The following is an 18,891-nucleotide window of genomic DNA, read 5'->3' on the forward strand; positions in this document are numbered from 1 at the left end:
CCCAGCCCAGTGCGTTCTGTGGATCGAGGACACGTCCACGGCCCGACGCTCCGTACGTTGGGAGCATGTTGCGATCTGCAGCCTGGCCGTCGTCGGCCCGGCACCTGGAAACCGCGCGGATCGAACGGACGACCGGGAGGCCCGGCTCGACACCGACGGACCGCCTGGCGGTCGCGCAGGCGGTCGCCGCCGCCACCCCGCCCCTGTCCGCCGGCACGGCCGGCGGCTTCTTCGGCACGCTCGCCGCGGTCGCCGCAGCGGACGTCGCCACTGCCCGCACCGTCGAACCGCACCTGGACGCCCTCGGGATCCTGGCGCAAGCCGGGGTCGACGCCCCGGACGGTTCCACCTGGGGCGTCTTCGCCGCCGAGGGCCTGGGGCTGCGGCTCGACGCCGCACCACAGGACGACGGCACGGTCCTGCTCCACGGCAGGAAGCCGTGGTGCTCGCTCGCCTCGACGCTCTCGCACGCCCTGGTCACCGCGCACCTGGGTGACGAACGCGTCCTGGTCGCCGTGGACCTGCGACAGCCGGGCGTCACCGTGCACGACGAGGCCTGGGTCGCACGCGGCATGCCCGACGTGCCGAGCGGACCGGTCGACTTCGACGGTGTCCGGGCACGACCCGTCGGCGCCCCCGGCTGGTACCTGGAGCGTCCGGGCTTCGCGTGGGGCGGCATCGGCGTCGCGGCCTGCTGGTGGGGCGGTGCGGTCGGGCTCGCACGGGTGCTCCGCGACGCCGCGGCCGCGCACCCGGAGTCCGAGCTGCTGCAGGCGGCCCTCGGTGCCACCGTCGCCGACCTCGCCGACGCCGAGGACGCCCTCGCCGACGCCGCTGCCCGGATCGACGGCTCCGACCCGGCCTCCGACGACACCGACTGGCGGCTGCTCGCCCAGACGGTGCGATCGCGGGTGCGCCGGTCGGTCGACGCGGTGCGCGAACGGGTGGTCGCGACGATCGGCCCGGCACCGCTGACCGCCGATGCCGCCGTCGCCGCGCGGGTCGCCGACCTCGAGCTCTACGTCCTGCAGGACCACGGTGCACGCGACCTCGCCCGCATCGGCCGGATGGTGCTCGAGCGCGGCGGTGTCGCGTGGTGAACTTCGACCACCGCGAACCGGGGACCGACCCGGCGGCGTGGACACGGTTCCTCGACGGCGTGGACGCACCGGCGATCGACCTGGCCGACACCGGGTCCGTGCTCGTCGTCGCACCGCACCCCGACGACGAGACCCTCGGTGCCGGTGGCCTGATCGCGGCGGCTGCGCAGGCTGGCACCCCCGTGCACGTGCTGCTCCTCACCCGCGGCGAGCGCTCCCACCCGGACTCCCCCACGACGACCGCGGAGGCGCTCGCCGCCGCACGCGACGCGGAGTTCGTTGCGGCCGTGCGCGTCCTGCACCCCGACGTCACGTCGACCTCGGTCGGGATCCCGGACGGCACGACCCGCGAACACCGCGACCGCGTGACGGAGGCCGTCGACCAGGCGCTGGCCGCGGCCGCGCACCCGGTGCTCCTCGTCGCACCGTGGCCTGGAGACGGGCACCGTGACCACCGCATCGCCGGCGAGGTCACCGAGGCCGCCGCGGCGAGCGCCCCCGACGTCGACCTGCTCGCGTACCCGATCTGGGCGTGGCACTGGGACGAGCCGGAGCACACCGTCGCCCCGTGGGACCGCGCTCGAGCGCTGCCGCTGACCGAGGACCTCGTCGCCCGGAAGCGCGCCGCCCTCGATGCCTACCCGTCGCAGACCCGGCCGCTCTCGCCCGCGGTCGGCGACGAGGCGATCGTCGACGACCGGCACGCCGCACACCACCTGCGGACGACCGAGTGGTTCTTCGTGCCGGAGTCCGCCGCGTCGCGGTCTCGCGAGTCGTTCGACGCGCACTACGACCGGAAGCCCGAGGGGTGGGACTTCGACGGGTCCTGGTACGAGCAGCGCAAGCGGGCCGTGACACTGGCGGCGCTCCCCCGCCCGCGTTTCCGCTCGGCGCTCGAGCTCGGTTGTGCGACCGGCGTCCTGACCGCCGCCCTGGCCGAACGCACGGACGACGTGCTCGGCACCGACATCTCGGCGGCACCGCTCGAGCGTGCCGCCCGCCGTGCCCCGACCGCGCGGTTCCTGCAGGCGGCCCTGCCGTCCGAGTGGCCGGAGGGCCGCTGGGACCTGGTGGTGATGTCCGAGGTCGGGTACTACCTGTCCCCGGCCGACCTCGACGCCACGATCGACCGCGTGCTCACCTCGCTCGACGACGACGGCGTGCTCGTCGCCTGTCACTGGCGGCACCCCGACGACGAGGCCGTGTCGAGCGGCGACGCGGTGGACGCGCGGCTGACCGAACGCTGGCCGCGTCCCGCCCTGCTCCGGCACGTGGAAGCGGACTTCGTGCTGAGTGTGCTGCCCGGCCCGGCGGTCACCTCGGTGGCCCGGGCCGAGGGGATCGTCCGGTGACCGTGCCCCACCACCGACCGCGCATCGACGTGGTCGTCCCGGCGCACGACGAGGCCGACCGGATCGCCGCGTGCCTCGGATCGCTCCTGGTGGCGGTCGACCGGCTCGCCACGGAGCGGCCCGGGGTCGACGCGGCGATCACGGTGGTGCTGGACGGTTGCACGGACGACACCGCTGCCGTGGTCGATCGGTACCCGGTCGACGTCCTGACCACGGACCGTGTCGGGGTCGGTCGGGCACGGTCCATCGGGGCGACGCACGCGCTGCGAGCGCACGACGGCGACCCGGTGGCTCGGTGGCTCGCGCACACCGACGCCGATTCGCGCGTGCACGAGCGGTGGCTCGTCCAGCAGTCCGACGCACTGGCATCCGGCGCGCAGGTGCTCGTCGGCGCCGTCGTCCCGGACCCGGACGACCTGGCGCCCGCGGTGTTCGACCGGTGGACGCGGGCGCACCCGCCGGGCGCCGCGCTCGGTCACGTGCACGGCGCCAACCTCGGCGTGCTCGCCGCGGCGTACGTCACGCTCGGCGGGTTCGACCCCGTCCCCGAACACGAGGACGCCCGCCTGGTCACCCGGGCCCGAGCACTCGGGTTCCGCGTGGACGCGACCGTCGAGCTGCCGGTGGTGACGAGCGGGCGCTTCGCGGGCAGGACCCCGGGCGGGTACGCCGAACACCTGCGCCAGCAGTACGGCGACGTCGGCTGACCGTCCTAGGTGGAGGTGGGGCGTCGGCCGGTGAACCGCTCCACCCAGCCGGCGACCGTCCCGAGGCGGATCGCCGCAGCACGTCGTCGCCGCCGGCCGAACGGTGCGCCCACGAGCGCCCATCCGGTCGCCAGGAGGTGACGGAGGACCTCGCGGGGACGCCAGGCGGCGCCGTCCGCTCGGTGCTTGTCGACGAGGACACGGTCCCAGCGCGCGTAGTGCCGGTTGTTCCGGAACAGCTCCCGGGTGCCTCGGCGGAGTCGGTACTGGACCGATGCGGACGGTTCGAAGTGGGTCGGGAACCCGAGGTAGGTCGCACGCCATGCCAGGTCGATGTCCTCGGCGGCACCGAGCGACGTGTCGAAGCCCCCGGTGGCCTCGAGGACGGTGCGCCGCATGCCGAGGTTGGCAGCGGACGTGTGCGGGAGGTGCCCGAACCGCACGATCGGCCACGCCTGCTCGGGCGCTTCCCACATCCACGGCTCGTTGAGCGCGTCGTGCAGCAGCGGCCCCGTGCAGACACCGGCATCGGCCAGCCCGCGGACCATCCCCGCGATCCAGGTGTCCGCCACGACGTCGTCAGCGTCGCAGAACAGCACGATGTCGGAGCGGAGTGCCCGCCAACCGGCGTTCCGCGCCGGGGCAGCGCCTCGGATCGCGGACGAGTCGATGGAGCGGACCGTCCAGCCGCGCGGCCACTCCTCTGCAGCGATCCGCGCATCGACCAGGTGACGGGGTTCACCGTTGCAACTGACCACGATCTCGACGGGTCCGGTCCACGTCTGCCGGGCGAGCGCTGCGAACTGGGGGCCGAGCTCGACAGTGGTGCGCTGTCCGACCGGGATGACCACGCCGACCGTGGGCTGGGGTGCGACGCCGCTCATCGTGCGGGTTCCCGTCGTCCGGCCGTCGCGCCGATCATCGTGGCCGCCGTGGTGATCCCGGCGGCGGGGGTCACCCCCGTGGCGTGGAGGTCGCCGACGAGGACACCGCCGGCGAGCCCGGCGGTCCGACCACAGGCGAGGTCGGACGGACGGTCACCGACGATCCAGGACCCGGCGAGCCGGATGCCGAACGTCGCTGCCGCCGCGAGGACCATGCCGGGTCCGGGCTTCCGCCACGGGTCCGGGTCACCGGGCAGTCGAGCACTCCCGACGATCACGTCGACGTCCGCGCCGTGGGACTGCATGGCTCGGCGGATGCGCCCGTTCACGGTGTCGAAGCCGGACCAGTCGTACCAGCCCCGGGCGATGCCGCTCTGGTTCGTCACGACGACCACCGGGACGCCGTCGTGCCAGGCCGCAGCAGCCGATTCGATGGCGTCGGGGACGAGCTCGGTGCGGTCGAGCGACCCGACGTATCCGTGGTCGACGATGAGCACACCGTCCCGGTCGAGGAACAGTGCATCGACGCCGTCGAGCGGCCGTTCGGAGAGCCGTTCCAACGACCGGTGGCGGTCACGCGACGCGGACACGGGTCCCGGTCTCCGAGAAGGCGAACGGGACGACGCGTTCGGGGCCGAGGGCCCGGACGAACGCAGCACGCTCGGAGGGGGGCACGACGAACAGCATGTGCCCGCCACCGCCGGCACCGAGCAGTTTCCCGCCGGTGGCCCCGAGCGTGCGCCCGTGCTCGTACAGCTCGACGACGGGGCTCGCCGTCGTTCCGAGCACCGCGGCCTTGAGCGTCCATGCCTCGTGCAGGGCCGGGCCGAACGAGTCGGTGCGACCGGCGGCGAGCTCGTCGCCCATCACCCGGGCGAGCTCCACCATCCGTGTCACGCGGTCCCGCGCTCCGCCCGGCCGCGACATCGTGCGGGACTGGCGGCCGAGTTGCTGTCCGGCGTCCCGCCCGATCAGGGTGTCGACCAGCACGAGCGACGATTCGAGGTCCTGCCTGGCACGCTCCGGCATGTCGATGGGCGTCGCGACCGTCGAGCCGTCGGTGCCGAAGTCGTAGCGACGGAGTCCCCCGTGGGCGGACGCGGTCTGGTCCTGCAGGCCCACCGGACGCGCGCAGCGGATCATCTCGATCTCACTGGCCGTGGCGGCGAGCGCGCTCGGCTCGAGGTCGGCACCGCGGAGTGCCGCCAACGCCGCGACCAGGCTGGTGACGACCGCGCCGGAGGTGCCGAGGCCGGTCCCGGAGCTCCGGACGTCGGAGTGGATCGAGACGTCGACCGGGACCGCCGGGGTGTCGTGCAGCAGGGCTTCGCGCACGAAGTCGTGCTCGATGGCTGCCGGGGAGTCCGCCGTCTGCACGCCGTCGGTCACGACGCGGATCCCACCACGTGCACGGGGGCGGACGACGGTCTCGACGGCCAGGTCGATCGTGGTGCTGACCACGCACCCGGGCTGCTCGGAGAAGTACGCGGGGAGGTCGCTGCCCCCACCGAAGAAGGAGACGCGGAGCGGGGAGCGGGCGATGATCACGAGCGGGCGACCTGGACGCCGGCGACGAAGGCACGGGTGAGCGCGTGGTGGTACGCGACGTGGAAGTCCTCGATGACGTCGATGTCACACGACGGCACCACGGCGGCGACGTCGACGAGGTCGAGGATCGGCGGGAGTCCCTGCATCGCCCCGGTGAAGGCGAGCGTGACGGCGCCGCGGTCGCGGGCGAAGTCGAGCGCGCGCAGCACGTTGGCGGATCCCCCGGAGGCACTGAGCCCGAACACGACGTCCCCGGTGCGCATGAGGACCCGCAGCTGCTCGAGGAACACGTCGTCGTAGTCGAAGTCGTTGCCGACGGCGGTCATCATTGCGGCGTTGTCGGTCAGGGCGAGGATCCGCAGCCGCTCGGCGACCGGAGCGAGCGGGTCGGCCTGACGGGACGGAGCCAGGCTCTTCGCGAGGTCGGCCGCCATGTGGCTCGCCAACGCCGCGCAGGCCCCGTTGCCGAAGACGAAGACCGAGCGTCCGTCGCGGTGGGCGTCGACGAGCACGGCCGCGATGCGCGCGATCTCGTCGACGGGGAACCGACGGGCGAACCGGTCGACCTGGACGGAGTACGCCTCGACGATCTGCGCGGCGGCCCGCAGGTCAGGGGCTGTGGTGGTGAGCATGGCTGTCCTTCGTTCGGTGTCGACGACCAGCATACCCATTACACATGCGAAATATCAACGGCGAAAGGCAACCGCTGCGGCGAACGCGGTCGTGTAGCCGTCGATCGACCCGGTCTCGTGCCAGTCGCCGTGGATCCGTGCGGCCTGCACGCCCCCGTCGAGTGCGAGCGCGCCGAGCGCAGCACTGAGGTAGAACTCCCCGTCGGCCGCGGGGGCCACGGCGCGCAGCGCTCCGAGCACCGCTGGCGTGACCACGTACCCACCGACCGAAGCGAGCCCGTCGACGGGCGGGTCGACCGGCTTCTCGACGAGTTCGACGACCCTCCCGCTGGCGTCCACACGAGCGACACCGCAGCGTCGGAGCGCCGCACGCGGAGCACGCACGACAGCGATGACGGGCAGTCCGGTCCTGCGGTGACGGTCGAGCACGACGGCGCTGCGGTTCTCACCGAAGACGACCTCGTCACCCCAGAGCACGAGGAAGGACTCATCGCGCACGCGGGTCGCAGCCGACAGGATCGCTCCCCCGTTGCCCGGCCCGGCAGTCTGGAGACAGGTCTCCAACTCGACACCCCGGGCTCGGGCGTCCGGCCGGAGGACGTCCGTGACGTAGTCGTTCAAGGCCGTCTTGTCCGGCCGGGTGACGAGGACGATGCGCTCGATCCCGGCGCCGATCAGTTCGTCGACCACGATGTCCAGCGTCGGCCGGTCGCCGAGTGGCAGCAGCTCCTTCGGGATCGCTTGCGTCAGGCGACCGAGTCGGGTGCCGCGACCGGCGGCGGGGATGACAGCCGTCCGCACGGGTGGGACCGGGGGGACGGGATCAGGGAACCGGGCCACGGGCGAGCGCCTTCCTGGGACGGGGACGGGGAGGTCGTCGGCGCCGACGGGGCAGGGCCGATCGGACGTCGGGGAACACGAGGGCGACGAGCAGTGCCGCCAGTGCTGCCAGGATGCCCGGCACGAGCACGGAGCCGATCGGATCAGCACCGAACCCGCTTCGGACCACGGCCGACACGAGGACCGCGGCGCTCGTGGCCGCGGCCGCGGGGAGGACCGGGAGTCCGAGGTCGCGCAACCGCAGACCGGATCCCTTCGTCGCCACCAGGAAGGCCGGCACCACGAGCCCGGAGCAGGCCACCGCGTACGCGGCAGCCATGCCCTGCGGCCCCCAGACGGTGCCGACGACGAGGGCGCCGACGAGGACCGGCTGGGTGACCAGCGCCCAACGGACCTGTCGCCCGGCGCGGCCACTGGCGATGAAGTACCAGACGGCCGCGAACCCGAGCGCCTGCGCCCCGCCCGCGACGACGAGGAACGGCAGGAGTGCCGCGGAGCCGAGCCAGTCGTCACCGAACAGCAGGTGGACGATCGGGCCGGCGAGCACCCCGAGCACGGCGAGGACCGGCCACGCCAGGAGCGTCACCGTGCCGACGAGTCGCCGGAACCGCTCACGGAGCACCACGGCGTCGACGCCCGCCATCGCCGGGACCGCGATCCGTTGGACAGCCGCCCCGATCTGGTCCAGCGGCAGGGTCATCAGCTGCACGGCCTGGACCCACAAGCCGGACGCCGCCGGGCCGAAGAGCGCCGCCACCAGCACGCGGTCCCCTGCCCTGGCGACGAGCGAGACCAGCTGGACCAAGGACACGTCCCGCGCGAGCGCGGCCATGGTGCGGACCGAACGCCACGGTGCTGCCGTGCCGCGGGGCACGCGGCGCAGGACGACGACGCCGACCGTGATCACGATCCACAGGGCCACCACCTGCGCCACCATCGCGACGGATCCGGCGCCGACGAGCGCGAGACCGATCGACAGGGTGGAACCGAGCACCACGGCGATCGACTCGACGAGTGCGACCCGTCCCATCTCGTGCTGGCGCACCATCGAGGCGATCGGGACGGCGACGAGGCCGGCGAGCGGGAAGGCCACTGCGATCGCCAGGAGCAGCCCGCCGGACGGCGACGACGGCAGCGCCCGGAGGACGAGGAGACCGGCGGCGGCGACGAGGGCCCCCAGCAGGATCCCAGTCAGGGAGCTCGCCCGGTGGAGCGCGACGTGGACGTCCGCCGGGAGCGCACCCGAACGCAGGACGACCGCAGCGAACCCGCTGTTGCGGACCAGCTCGAGGACGACACCGAGCGCGAGCACCGCCGCGGCGACCCCGTAGGCGTCCGGCCCCAAGACGCGTGCCACGACGACGTTCGAGACGATCTGCACGGAGGCCCGGAAAGCGGTCGCGGCGATGCTGAACACCCCACTCCGCACGATCGCCACGCATCCAGAATATCACGTGTCATCCTTTGCCGGGGGTCGCTTACGCGGTTCATCGGAAGCAGCAGTGACCGCCACAACCACGCTGCCTAGGTTCTCTTCCGTCGGCCCCGCCGCGTGCACTGCGCGGCCGGTGACCCCAGCCGGCCACCACCGAGGAGAACCATGTTCCTGACCTACCTCAGGCGCGAACTCACGAACCGCAAGAAGCAGACGGTCATCATCGCGACCGGGATGGCCCTGGCCATCGCCCTCGTGGTGATCGTGTCGTCGATCTCGGGTGGCGTGCAGGCAGCGCAGTCGAGCGTCCTGCAGTCCGTCTACGGCGTCGGCACCGACATCACCGTCACCAAGACCGCGACGGCGTCGACGAACGGCGGGCGTCCGAGCTTCGACTTCGGCAGCCAGGGCGACAGCGACGACGACAGCGGTTCGACCGACCTGTCCCAGTCGCGACTGGCGGTCGCCCGCGGCACGAGCACCCTGGACGCCGCGAACCTGTCCACGATCACGAGCACCGACGGCGTCAAGGCCGCAACGGGTGTCCTGACCCTCGAGAACAGCACGTTCTCCGGCCAGGTCCAGCAGCAGTCGACCGACGACAGCAGCACGGACAGCAGCAGCGACAGCACGACCCAGCAGGGCCCGCCGAGTGGGGACACCGGCGGTGGCGGCGGGTTCGGCGGTGGGTCGTTCAGCGTCGACTCGTTCACGGTGACCGGCATCCCGGTGTCCGGCGAGACGGTCGGTCCGCTCACGAGCACCGAGCTCACGAAGGGGCGCACCTTCGCCGCGGAGGACGCGGGCAAGGACGTCGTCGTGCTCGATGCGTCGTACGCGAAGAGCGAGTCGAAGGCGGTCGGCGACACGGTCGACATCGGCGGCACGGACTTCACCGTCATCGGCATCGTCAGCTCCACCGGCTCGGCCTCGACCACGGGCTCGAACACCTACATCCCGCTCGACACCGCGCAGGCGCTGGCCGACCTCGACGGCAAGGTCACCTCCATCTACGTGTCGGCCGAGTCCTCGTCCGACGTCAGCACGATCAAGTCCGCACTGCAGGCGAAGCTGACGAGCGCCACCGTCTCCACCGAGGCCGACCTGGCCTCGAGCGTGTCCGGGTCGCTCAGCACCGCGTCGAGCCTGGTCGCGAACCTCGGCACGTGGCTGTCGATCGTCGTGCTCGCCGCGGCGTTCCTCATCGCGATCCTCTTCACGATCTCCGGCGTGACCCGCCGCACCCGCGAGTTCGGGACCCTCAAGGCGATCGGCTGGTCGAACGGCCGCATCACCCGACAGGTGGCGGGCGAGTCCCTGGTGCAGGGCCTGATCGGCGGCGTGCTCGGCGCTGCGGCCGGCCTGATCGGCATCCTCGTGGTGAACGTCATCAGCCCGACGATCTCGGCGAGCGCCTCGAGCACGACCGGCGGGGGTGCCGGTGGCGGCGGTGGCATGCCCGGCGGCGCAGCGACCGCGGCCGCGGGCAGCGGCACGACGGGCGGTGCACCGGCCGGTGGCTTCGGCGGCGGCGCGAGCACCGCGTCGACGACCGACGTGGTGCTGCACGCCCCGGTGACCGTCGAGATCGTCCTGCTGGCGATCGGCCTGGCGATCCTCGGCGGGCTCATCGCCGGCGCGCTCGGCGGCTGGCGTGCGAGCCGGCTCCGTCCGGCCGAAGCGCTCCGGAGCGTGGCCTGATGCCCGGCCGCACCGACACGACCGAACCGACGACAGGAGCACCCGTGACCAGCACCGACACCGCGACCGGCGAGGCGGAGGCGCGCCGTGCCTCCAGTCCGATGTACCGGCTGACGAACGTCAGCAAGACCTACCAGCAGAAGAACCGGACCGTCACCGCCCTGACGAACGTCCACCTGACGATCCCGCAGGGGCAGCTCGTGGCCGTCCAGGGGCCGACCGGCGGCGGGAAGTCGACGCTGCTGCAGATGCTCGGAGCGCTCGACCGGCCGAGTGCCGGGTCGATCCACCTCGGTGGCGACCGCGACGTGGCGAAGCTCGGCGACGGCGCGCTGACCGACCTGCGCGCGACCGAGATCGGCTTCGTGTTCCAGAGCTTCAACCTGATCCCGACGCTGACGGCGCTCGAGAACGTCGAGACGGCGTTCGCGGGGTCGCTCGCGAACCGGTCCCGGACCGAGGTCCGCGAGCGTGCGGTGGCTGCCCTCCGCGAGGTCGGGCTGGGTGAGCGGATGGAGCACCTGCCGGCCGAGCTCTCCGGCGGACAGCAGCAGCGGGTGGCGATCGCCCGGGCGCTGGTGAAGAACCCGAGCGTGCTGCTCGCCGACGAGCCGACGGGTGCGCTCGACGAGTCGACCCGCGACGAGATCATGGCGCTCATCGAGAAGCAGTGGCGGGAGCGCGGGCTGACCGTCGTCATCGTCACGCACGACTCGTGGGTTGCGAAGCGGGCCGAGCGGCGCCTGCACATCAAGCAGGGGCAGGTGTGCGAGGTCTAGCGGGGCAGGCGGGTGCGCGGGCAGGCGCGGGGCGTCCGTCCGCGTTCCGCGCTGAGCGACAGTCCACGCCTCCAGGAGCGCGTGGACTGTCGCTCAGCGCGTGAGGACGCCGCCGATCCCCCCGGCGCTCCCGCTACCGCGCCACCGGGTAGTCGCAGTACGCGAACCACGTCGAGTCCGGCGCCCACGGCGGCACGTTGACCGTCCCCTGCCCGCCGTCGAGCGCCACCAGGGTCTCCGGCTGCACGGCGATCCGGGCGCCGCGGACGAGCGAGCCGGGCAGCAGCCGGAGCTCGACGCGGTGGTCGGCCGGGTGGCCCTGCACGCCGGGCTCGTACGACAGGGACAGCAGGTGTGCGCCGTCGGGCGACAGGTGCGGGAACCAGTTCACCCGCTCGTCGTTCGTGATCCGGACGGGGTCGTCGGCGCCGGGCCGGAGTGACGCGAGCTGCGCGGTCCCCGGTGTGAAGCGCTCGGTGTTCCAGAGCAGCGTGCCGTCGGCGGTGATCGTGCAGCCGTCGTCGGGGTGCTCGTCCCGCGTGACGAACGTCGGCTCACCGGTCGCGGGGTCGACCATCGCGACGTCGGTCGTCCAGACGCCGTCCTCGGACAGCTCCCCCACGATCGCGGCGAGCGCGCTGCCGTCCGGGGCGATGCCGTGCAGGTAGAACTTCCGCTTGGTCGGCAGGGCCGCAGCGACGTCGGTGATCCGGGTCGCGGGGCCGCCGTCCGGCAACGGGACCCGGTACAGCTCGCCGTCGCGGGCGCTCACCACGATCGAGGTGCCGGACGGGTCGAGCACGTGGTCGTTGTTGATCTCGTCGACGCCGTCCATCGGCACCGGCACGAGCGCGGTCTCGTCGAGCACGGTGCCGCTGTCGGCCGACGGCAACCGCAGCAGCCAGAGGTCGCCGTCGCCGTTCAGCACCAGGGTGTCGGCGTCCAGGACGTTCGGCGCCTCGACGAGCACCGTTGCCGACTCGAACACGAGCCGCGCGGTCCGTGACCCGACGTCGTACACGTGCACGCGGCTGGTCTGTCCGGGCAGCAGCTGCCGCCCCCGGGTCTCGTCGCTCATGCTTCCATCCTGTCGGTCGTCGGGTGGTCGGGGTCGGTGGGGAACGGCAGAACACCGGTGTTCACGCTGCGCACCGCGTGATGCGGGGGTGTCGAGCGTGAACACCGGTGTCTTGCGGAAAGGGGCTCCGCCTACTTCACGGCGCCCGCGGTCAGGCCGGCCACGAACTGGCGCTGGACCACGAGGAACGCGGCCACGACCGGGATCGACACGACGAGCGACGCCGCCATGACCTGGTTCCAGTACACGTTCGTCTGCGTCGAGTACTGCTGCAGACCGACCGCCAGGGTCGAACCGAGCCCGTTCGTCATGACCGAGGCGAAGAGGACCTCACCCCAGGCCGTCATGAACGAGTAGATCCCGACCGCCACCAGACCCGGACGGGCCGACGGCAGGATGACCCGGAACAGGGCACCCATCGGACCCGAACCGTCGACCATCGCGGCCTCGTCGAGCTCGCGCGGGATGGTCTCGAAGTACCCGGCGAGCATCCAGATCGAGAACGGGAGCGTGAACGTCAGGTACGTGATGATCAGCCCGAGCCACGACCCGACGAGCTGGATCCCCAGGGTGTTGCCGAGGTTCGTGAAGATCAGGAACAGCGGCAGCAGGAACAGCACGCCGGGGAACATCTGGGTGGAGAGCACCGCGGTGGTGAAGGTGCTCTTGCCCTTGAAGTTCCAGCGCGAGACACCGTAGGCGGCGAACGTCGCGATGATCAGCGAGAACACCGTCGCCACCGTGCACACGACGAGCGAGTTGATGAAGTACCGGCCGAGCGGCACCGTCGACCACATGTCGATGAACGGCTGGAAGGTGATCCGTGACGGGATCCACGTGAAGTTGTCCTGCACGTCGCCGAGGGGCTTGATGGCCGTGGTGATCATCACGTAGAGCGGCACGACCGTGAACAGCGTCAGGACGACCAGGGTGATGATCTTGAAGGACTTGGCGCCAGTTGTCTCACGCACGGACGGACCTCCGGTTGGTCACGGCGAGGTAGATGCCGGTGACGACGAGCAGGAAGAGCAGGAGCAGGACGCTCATCGCGGCGCCGGAACCGAAGTTCCAGGTGATGAACGACGCGTTGTAGATGTGGAAGCTCAGCAGGTCCGCGGCCGGTGGCTGCGCGGTCGAGCCGAACAGCACGAACGGGGTGTTGAAGTCGTTGAACGTCCACAGGAACATCACGAGCACGAGCGTCACGTTGACCGGACGGACCATCGGCAGCGTGATCGAGCGCCACTGCCGGAACGGCTTCGCGCCGTCGACCGAGGCGGCCTCGTACACGTCGTTCGGCACGGACTGCAGGCCGGCCATCAGCATCAGGAACGCGAACGGCCAGGTCTTCCAGATGGCCACGACGACGACCGCGACGAAGGCGTTGTTGCCGATGAGCCAGAACGGGGCGTTGCCACCGAACAGTCCGAGCTGGTCGACCAGCAGGTGGTTCAGTGCCCCCGAGTCCCGCTGGAACATGAACTTCCAGGTGATGACGCCGGCGTACATCGGCAGCGCGTACGGCACGAGGAACAGGGTGCGGAACAGCCCGCGTCCGGCGAACGGCTTCTGCAGCGCGACGGCTGCGGCCATGCCGAACGTCCAGGAGAGCCCGACCACGAGGACCGTGAAGGCACACGTGATGAGGAACGAGTTGAGGACCCCGCGGCCGATCGCCTGGTCGAAGTCGACCACGACCTGGTAGTTCCGGAACCCGGCGAAGGGCGCGGCGCCCCAGTTCGCGATGAAGTACTTGGTGAGCTGGATGAACGAGATCCAGATGCCGGTGAGCATCGGGACGATGTGGATGAGCAGCTCGAACAGGATGGCCGGCGCGACGAGCGCGTAGGGCAGCCAGTGGGTCTTGCGCTTGCGACCTGGCGGACGGCCCGACATCGTCGGGGCCTTCGTGTGCGTCAGGTCGATGCGCTCCGAGTCGGGCAGGACCGTCGTGGACATCTGGTGGGGCCTTTCGGCAGGAGGGGCGTGCAGGTGCGGTCCGCGCGTGCCGTGGCAGCCGGGAGGCGCGGGGTGCGTGGGGCGTGTGCCTCACGGCCGACGGGTGGTCGGCTCTGGAGCGTCAGGGGCTGGAGGCCCGGGCGCGTCCTGCGGACGCGACCCGGGCCTCCAGGGTGGATCAACCGGCGGCCTGGGACACCTGGTCCTGGGCGGTCTGCAGAGCCGACTTGATGTCGGCCTCGGAGACCTTGGATCCGGTCGCGATCTTGGCGAACATGTCGTTCATCGCCTTGCCGACCGTGGACTCGAACTGGTCCTCGGCGGGCACCAGCGGGAGCGGCTTCGCCTTGTTGTTGTAGATGTCGAGGAACGTCTTCGTCTGCTCGTCCGTGACGGAGTCGGCAGCCTTGGCGAGCACCGGCAGGGCCGAGTACGGCTTGTCCAGCGTCGTCTGCGTGTCCATGCTCGTCATGTACTTGACGAACTCGAGCGCGCCGTCCTTGTTCTTCGTGTTCTTGAAGACCGACAGGTTGATGCCAGCGGGGAACGAGGCGATCTGCTCGCCACCGCTCGGGGCGGGCAGGGCCACGACGCCGTACTCGGACGACTTCATGCCGAGCGACTCGATGGTCGCGTTCGCGTTGTTCTGGTTGAGGATGAACGCGGCCTTCTTCTTCGCGAAGTCCGTGGTGGACTGCGTGGCGTTGTCGTACTGCGCGTTCGACGGGTTGGCGACCTTCGAGTCCTGCATGAGGTCGAGGTACCGCTTGATGCCGTCGACGTTGGCCTTCGAGGTGAAGGTCGGCTTGCCGTCCTTGTCGAACCACTCGCCACCGTTCTGCGCCGAGTTGATGAACGCGAAGTGCGAGTTCTCGGTGTACGAACCGCCTGCGAGGCTGAAGCCGTAGGTGTCACCCTTGGTCAGCTTCTCGGCGTCCGAGACCATCTCCTCCCACGTGGTGGGCGGGGTGATGCCGGCGTCGGACAGCATCTTCTTGTTGTAGTACAGGCCGTAGGCGAGGCCGTAGAGCGGGACGCTCGTGACCGTCTTGTCGGGCGCGCCACCGGTGGACAGGGCGACCTTGCCGAACTTGTCCGCGCCGCCGATCGCCTTCATCTCGGCGTCACCGAACTCCTGGAAGGCGCCGGTGGCCTGGAGCGAGGTCGCCCAGGTGTTGCCGATGTTGACGACGTCCGGGCCCTGGCCCGAGGTGACGGCGGTCTGGATCTTGTTCTGCAGGTCGTTCCAGCCGATGACCTGGAGGTCGACCTTGATCCCGGTCTCCTTGGTGAACTTCTCGAGGACGGGGGTCAGCACCTCCTTGTCGTTCTGCAGGGACGTGCCCTGGTTGGACGCCCAGTAGGTGAGCGTCTTGGAGTCGCCGGCGTCGCCGGACGATCCGGAGGAGCAGGCTGCGAGGCCGGTCACGGTGAGTGCGGCGGCCGCGGTGATGGCCAGTGCGCGGATGGCAGTGCGCATGACTCTCTACTTTCTCGTCGTTGAGATGGTGCAGGGATGGTGCAGAGGTGGAGCTGGTGCTGCGGATGGTGCTGGTCGGGTGCTGCTGTGGGTTGCGGGCAGCGCCCCGGCGGTCAGGCCAGGGTGCGTTCCGCGGGGTCCCAGCCCTCGGGGAGGGTCGGGGAGGGCGACACGGTGCTCTCGACGAGCACCGCCTCGCCACGTTCTGCTGCCTCGGCGATGGAGACCATCACGTCGAGGACGTGGAAGGCGAGCGCACCGGGGACGCGGTTCGTCTCGCCGGCCCGCAGCGAGCGGGCCAGGTCGACCACGCCGGTGCCGCGCGAGGAGGTGGAGCCGACCGCGGGGATCGTCTCGGGCTCCTCGGCACCGAGCAGGTACAGCTCGGTGTCGCCGTCGAAGTTGTTCGGGTCGGGGAACACGACGGTGCCGGTCTCCCCCGCGATCTCGACGAAACCGGTCCGGCCGCGGTCGGACTCGAACGAGAAGACACTCTGCGCGCTCCCGCCGTTCTCGAACTCGATGAGCGCCGAGTGGTTCGTCGGGACGTCCACCGGGAACTCGGTGCCGGCCTTCGGTCCGGAGCCGATGGTGCGGGTGGCGCGGGACTTCGACGCCGTCGCCGTGACCTTCTTGACCGGTCCGAACGCCTGGACGAGAGTGGTGATGTAGTACGGGCCGATGTCGAACAGCGGACCGGCGCCGTACGCGAAGAGGAACTCGGGGCTCGGGTGCCACGACTCCGGGCCGGGGCTCTGGAACAGCGTCAGGCCGTTGAGCGGCGTGCCGATGCGGCCCTCGCGGATGGTGCGGAGCGCGGTCTGCAGGCCGGCGCCGAGGAACGTGTCCGGGGCGACACTGACCGTCTTGCCCGCGGCGGCCGCGGCGTCACGGAGCTCCGCGGCGCTGGCACGGTCGAGGGCGTAGGGCTTCTCGCCCCAGACGTGCTTGCCTGCGGCCAGGGCCTGCAGCGCGACCTCGACGTGGGCAGCCGGGATCGTCAGGTTCACGACGATCTCGATGTCGTCGTCGGCCAGGAGCTCCTCGACGGTGCCCGAGCCGGGGACGCCCCACTTCGCAGCCTGGGCGGCAGCGCGCGGCAGGTCGATGTCGGCGATGAAGCGGACCGTCACGTCGGGGAAGACCGTGAGATTCGACAGGTACTGGTCCGAGATGACCCCGGCGCCGATGACGCCGACGCCGACCGGGCCGGTGCGCAGCGTGCTGTCGGTCGCCGTCGCAGCGGCGGTCGTGGTGTCGGTCATGCGCGGGCCCCCTCGAGGAACGTGTAGGAGTCGGCGACGGCCTGGAAGACGTCACCGTCGTGGTCGTCGAGCTCGACGACGTGCAGGGCCTCGGGTGCGGCGGCGATGATGTCGCGGATCGGCATGATGCCGTTGCCGACGGCGACCTGCTGCTTGTCGTCGTGCGAGCCGTCGCCGTCCTTGACGTGCAGGAACCGGACCTTGTCGCCGTACTTGCCGATGACCGCGACCGGGTCGTCCCCGCCGACCTGCACCCAGTAGGTGTCGAGCTCGAGCACGACGTCGTCGGACAGGGCGTCGGCGAAGACCTCGTAGGCGCTGACGCCGTCGATGCGGTTCGAGAACTCGAACGCGTGGTTGTGGTAGCCGAGCACCAGACCGTGGTCGGCCGCCCGCGGGGCGAGCGCGCTGAGTTCGCGGGCGATCGCCTCGACGTCCTCGCGGGTGGTCCAGCGGGCCTCGTCGATGTGCGGGTCGATGAGCGTCCCGAACCCCAGGGTGGTGGACGCGTGGAAGATGCGCTCGAGGTCCTGCTCGCCGGCGTCGAGCAGCCGGGCGTGGCCGCTCGGGGCGGCGAGGCCTGCGCTCCGCAGGGCGGCGGCGAGTTCGTCGGCGTCGTCGACGAAGCCGAAGGCCTCGACGTTCGTGTAGCCGATGTCGGCGATGCGCTGCAGGGTGCCGGGCAGATCGGCGCTGAGGGCATCGCGGACCGTGTAGAGCTGGACCGAGAGCGGTTGGGTCACCAGGGTTCTCCTCGTCGAGATGGTGCGGTCGTCAGTGACCGATCGTCACACTACGAGCACTTTTGTCGGCGGTCAAGCAGAAGTCGAAGGAATGTCGACGGACTTCATTGCGTGGCGCGAACGATGTGTGCTTCACTCCCCACATGGTCGACTTGAACCGGACGGCAGCGTCGCCTCCGGTCGGGACGAGCGAGCTCTTCCAGATCCTCCGCGACGGCGTGCCGCGCACCAGGGCCGAGCTCGCCGCACTGACAGGACTCGCACGCTCCACCATCGGCGTGCGCCTCGACTCCCTGATCGACATCGGACTCGTCGGTGCCGTCGACACCGCCGTCTCCACCGGCGGCCGTCCGCCCGCCCAGGTGGCGCTGAAGCCCCGCGCCCGGCTCGTCATCGCCGCCGACCTCGGTGCGTCGCACGGCCGCGTCGCCGTCACCGACCTGGTCGCGGCACCCCTCGCCACCCGTGATGCCCGGATCGACATCGCGGCCGGCCCGGTGCCGACGCTGTCGTGGCTCGTCGAGACGATCGACGACCTGCTCGCCGAGGTCGGGCGCAACCGACAGGACGTCATCGCGATCGGCATCGGCGTCCCCGGACCCGTCGAGTTCTCCACCGGACGACCGGCCAACCCGCCGATCATGCCCGGCTGGGACGGCTTCGACGTGCCCTCGTGGCTCCGCCAGCACATCGCCGCCCACGTCCTGCTCGACAACGACGTGAACATCGCCGCGCTCGGCGAACGGGAGCACGGCTGGCCGGACATCGACCACCTGCTGTTCGTGAAGGTCGCCACCGGCATCGGTTCCGGCATCGTGTCCGAAGGCCGACTGCAGCGCGGCGCCCAGGGCACCGCCGGGGACATCGGGCACGTGCGCGTCTCGCGCGCCGGCGACGTCCCGTGCCACTGCGGCAACACCGGCTGCCTCGAGGCCGTCGCCTCCGGTCCGGCCATCGCCCGGGCCCTCCGCGCGAAGGGGCACGACGTGCACACCGGAGCCGACGTCATCGACCTGGTGAACCGATCGGACCTCGACGCGATCTACGCCGTCCGGCAGGCGGGCCGTGACATCGGCGAAGTGCTGGCGACGTGCATCTCGCTCATCAACCCGTCCGTCATCGCGCTCGGCGGATCGATCACGCAGGCGGGTGAGCACCTGCTCGCCGGCGTCCGTGAGGTCGTCTACTCCCGCTCGATGCCCCTCGCCAGCGAGCACCTCGTCATCGTGCAGTCCCGTGCGGGCTCCCTCGCAGCGCTGCAGGGTGCCGCGGCCCTCGCCATCGGCTACGCCCTCTCCCCCGCCGGGGTCGACGAGCTCGTCGCCTTCGCCGAGGGCCGCGAACTGGCCTCCTGACGCACACCCGCCCGCCGCGTGAGCGCGTCGGTT

The 18,891-nt window shown here is 71.3% G+C and carries 18 protein-coding genes; 6 read left to right on the forward strand and 12 right to left on the reverse strand.

Features of this window, described 5'->3' with window-relative positions; all coding sequences use genetic code 11:
- Positions 1 to 65 precede the first annotated feature (65 nt).
- Genes ITJ50_RS01250 through ITJ50_RS01260 form a run of 3 tightly spaced genes read left to right on the forward strand, consistent with a single transcriptional unit; the run spans position 66 to position 3,159 of the window.
- Positions 66 to 1,100, forward strand: a complete 1,035-nt coding sequence (locus ITJ50_RS01250) for an acyl-CoA dehydrogenase family protein (protein ID WP_056070689.1) — start codon at positions 66 to 68, stop codon at positions 1,098 to 1,100.
- Positions 1,094 to 2,452, forward strand: coding sequence for a PIG-L family deacetylase (locus ITJ50_RS01255; RefSeq protein WP_194589765.1), 1,359 nt, complete (start codon positions 1,094 to 1,096; stop codon positions 2,450 to 2,452). The genes ITJ50_RS01250 and ITJ50_RS01255 overlap by 7 nt, the downstream gene beginning before the upstream one ends.
- A complete protein-coding gene (locus tag ITJ50_RS01260; protein ID WP_194589766.1) occupies positions 2,449 to 3,159 on the forward strand; it encodes a glycosyltransferase in 711 nt (236 codons plus the stop codon). The genes ITJ50_RS01255 and ITJ50_RS01260 overlap by 4 nt, the downstream gene beginning before the upstream one ends.
- A 5-nt stretch (positions 3,160 to 3,164) precedes the next feature.
- On the opposite strand, the gene ITJ50_RS01265 is transcribed toward ITJ50_RS01260, so the two are convergent.
- The 6 genes from ITJ50_RS01265 to ITJ50_RS17720 are packed head-to-tail and all read right to left on the reverse strand — an operon-like array spanning position 3,165 to position 8,501.
- On the reverse strand, positions 3,165 to 4,043 hold the full coding sequence (locus ITJ50_RS01265; protein ID WP_194589767.1) for a glycosyltransferase family 2 protein: 879 nt from the start codon (positions 4,041 to 4,043) through the stop codon (positions 3,165 to 3,167).
- Positions 4,040 to 4,633 (reverse strand): D-glycero-alpha-D-manno-heptose-1,7-bisphosphate 7-phosphatase, encoded by a 594-nt coding sequence (locus ITJ50_RS01270; RefSeq protein WP_194589768.1) that lies wholly within the window; start codon positions 4,631 to 4,633, stop codon positions 4,040 to 4,042. The genes ITJ50_RS01265 and ITJ50_RS01270 overlap by 4 nt, the downstream gene beginning before the upstream one ends.
- Positions 4,617 to 5,591, reverse strand: coding sequence for a hypothetical protein (locus ITJ50_RS01275; protein WP_017888654.1), 975 nt, complete (start codon positions 5,589 to 5,591; stop codon positions 4,617 to 4,619). The genes ITJ50_RS01270 and ITJ50_RS01275 overlap by 17 nt, the downstream gene beginning before the upstream one ends.
- On the reverse strand, positions 5,588 to 6,223 hold the full coding sequence (locus tag ITJ50_RS01280) for a D-sedoheptulose-7-phosphate isomerase (protein WP_017888653.1): 636 nt from the start codon (positions 6,221 to 6,223) through the stop codon (positions 5,588 to 5,590). Before ITJ50_RS01280 ends, ITJ50_RS01275 begins: the two co-directional genes overlap by 4 nt.
- A 54-nt stretch (positions 6,224 to 6,277) precedes the next feature.
- Entirely contained in the window at positions 6,278 to 7,024 is a 747-nt protein-coding gene (locus ITJ50_RS01285) for a sugar phosphate nucleotidyltransferase (protein WP_194589769.1), read from the reverse strand.
- 22 nt (positions 7,025 to 7,046) lie between these two features.
- Entirely contained in the window at positions 7,047 to 8,501 is a 1,455-nt protein-coding gene (locus ITJ50_RS17720; protein WP_056070671.1) for an oligosaccharide flippase family protein, read from the reverse strand.
- Positions 8,502 to 8,663: 162 nt separating this feature from the next.
- Between ITJ50_RS17720 and ITJ50_RS01295 the strand changes: the two genes are divergently transcribed.
- Positions 8,664 to 10,199 (forward strand): ABC transporter permease, encoded by a 1,536-nt coding sequence (locus ITJ50_RS01295; RefSeq protein WP_194589770.1) that lies wholly within the window; start codon positions 8,664 to 8,666, stop codon positions 10,197 to 10,199.
- Positions 10,200 to 10,300: 101 nt separating this feature from the next.
- Positions 10,301 to 10,978, forward strand: coding sequence for an ABC transporter ATP-binding protein (locus ITJ50_RS01300; RefSeq protein ID WP_031260507.1), 678 nt, complete (start codon positions 10,301 to 10,303; stop codon positions 10,976 to 10,978).
- A gap of 133 nt (positions 10,979 to 11,111) precedes the next feature.
- Here ITJ50_RS01300 and ITJ50_RS01305 read toward each other — a convergent pair whose 3' ends face one another.
- The 6 genes from ITJ50_RS01305 to ITJ50_RS01330 form a co-directional block, all read right to left on the reverse strand.
- Positions 11,112 to 12,056, reverse strand: coding sequence for a TolB family protein (locus tag ITJ50_RS01305; protein WP_056070664.1), 945 nt, complete (start codon positions 12,054 to 12,056; stop codon positions 11,112 to 11,114).
- Between the two features lie 131 nt (positions 12,057 to 12,187).
- On the reverse strand, positions 12,188 to 13,027 hold the full coding sequence (locus ITJ50_RS01310) for a carbohydrate ABC transporter permease (protein ID WP_017888647.1): 840 nt from the start codon (positions 13,025 to 13,027) through the stop codon (positions 12,188 to 12,190).
- A complete protein-coding gene (locus tag ITJ50_RS01315) occupies positions 13,020 to 14,015 on the reverse strand; it encodes a carbohydrate ABC transporter permease (RefSeq protein WP_017888646.1) in 996 nt (331 codons plus the stop codon). The genes ITJ50_RS01310 and ITJ50_RS01315 overlap by 8 nt, the downstream gene beginning before the upstream one ends.
- Before the next feature lie 178 nt (positions 14,016 to 14,193).
- Positions 14,194 to 15,495: an extracellular solute-binding protein gene (locus ITJ50_RS01320; protein WP_194589771.1), complete on the reverse strand. Its 1,302-nt coding sequence runs from the start codon at positions 15,493 to 15,495 to the stop codon at positions 14,194 to 14,196.
- 113 nt (positions 15,496 to 15,608) lie between these two features.
- The gene (locus tag ITJ50_RS01325; protein ID WP_194589772.1) at positions 15,609 to 16,760 is read right to left on the reverse strand and encodes a Gfo/Idh/MocA family protein; all 1,152 of its coding nucleotides are present in this window, start codon (positions 16,758 to 16,760) and stop codon (positions 15,609 to 15,611) included.
- The gene (locus tag ITJ50_RS01330) at positions 16,757 to 17,503 is read right to left on the reverse strand and encodes a sugar phosphate isomerase/epimerase family protein (protein ID WP_194589773.1); all 747 of its coding nucleotides are present in this window, start codon (positions 17,501 to 17,503) and stop codon (positions 16,757 to 16,759) included. The genes ITJ50_RS01325 and ITJ50_RS01330 overlap by 4 nt, the downstream gene beginning before the upstream one ends.
- A 143-nt stretch (positions 17,504 to 17,646) precedes the next feature.
- On the opposite strand from ITJ50_RS01330, the gene ITJ50_RS01335 reads away from it, so the two are divergent.
- The gene (locus ITJ50_RS01335) at positions 17,647 to 18,858 is read left to right on the forward strand and encodes an ROK family transcriptional regulator (RefSeq protein WP_017888642.1); all 1,212 of its coding nucleotides are present in this window, start codon (positions 17,647 to 17,649) and stop codon (positions 18,856 to 18,858) included.
- Positions 18,859 to 18,891 lie beyond the last annotated feature (33 nt).

This window comes from Curtobacterium sp. VKM Ac-2889 (assembly GCF_015350855.1).
In the GTDB taxonomy this organism is placed as follows: domain Bacteria; phylum Actinomycetota; class Actinomycetes; order Actinomycetales; family Microbacteriaceae; genus Curtobacterium; species Curtobacterium poinsettiae.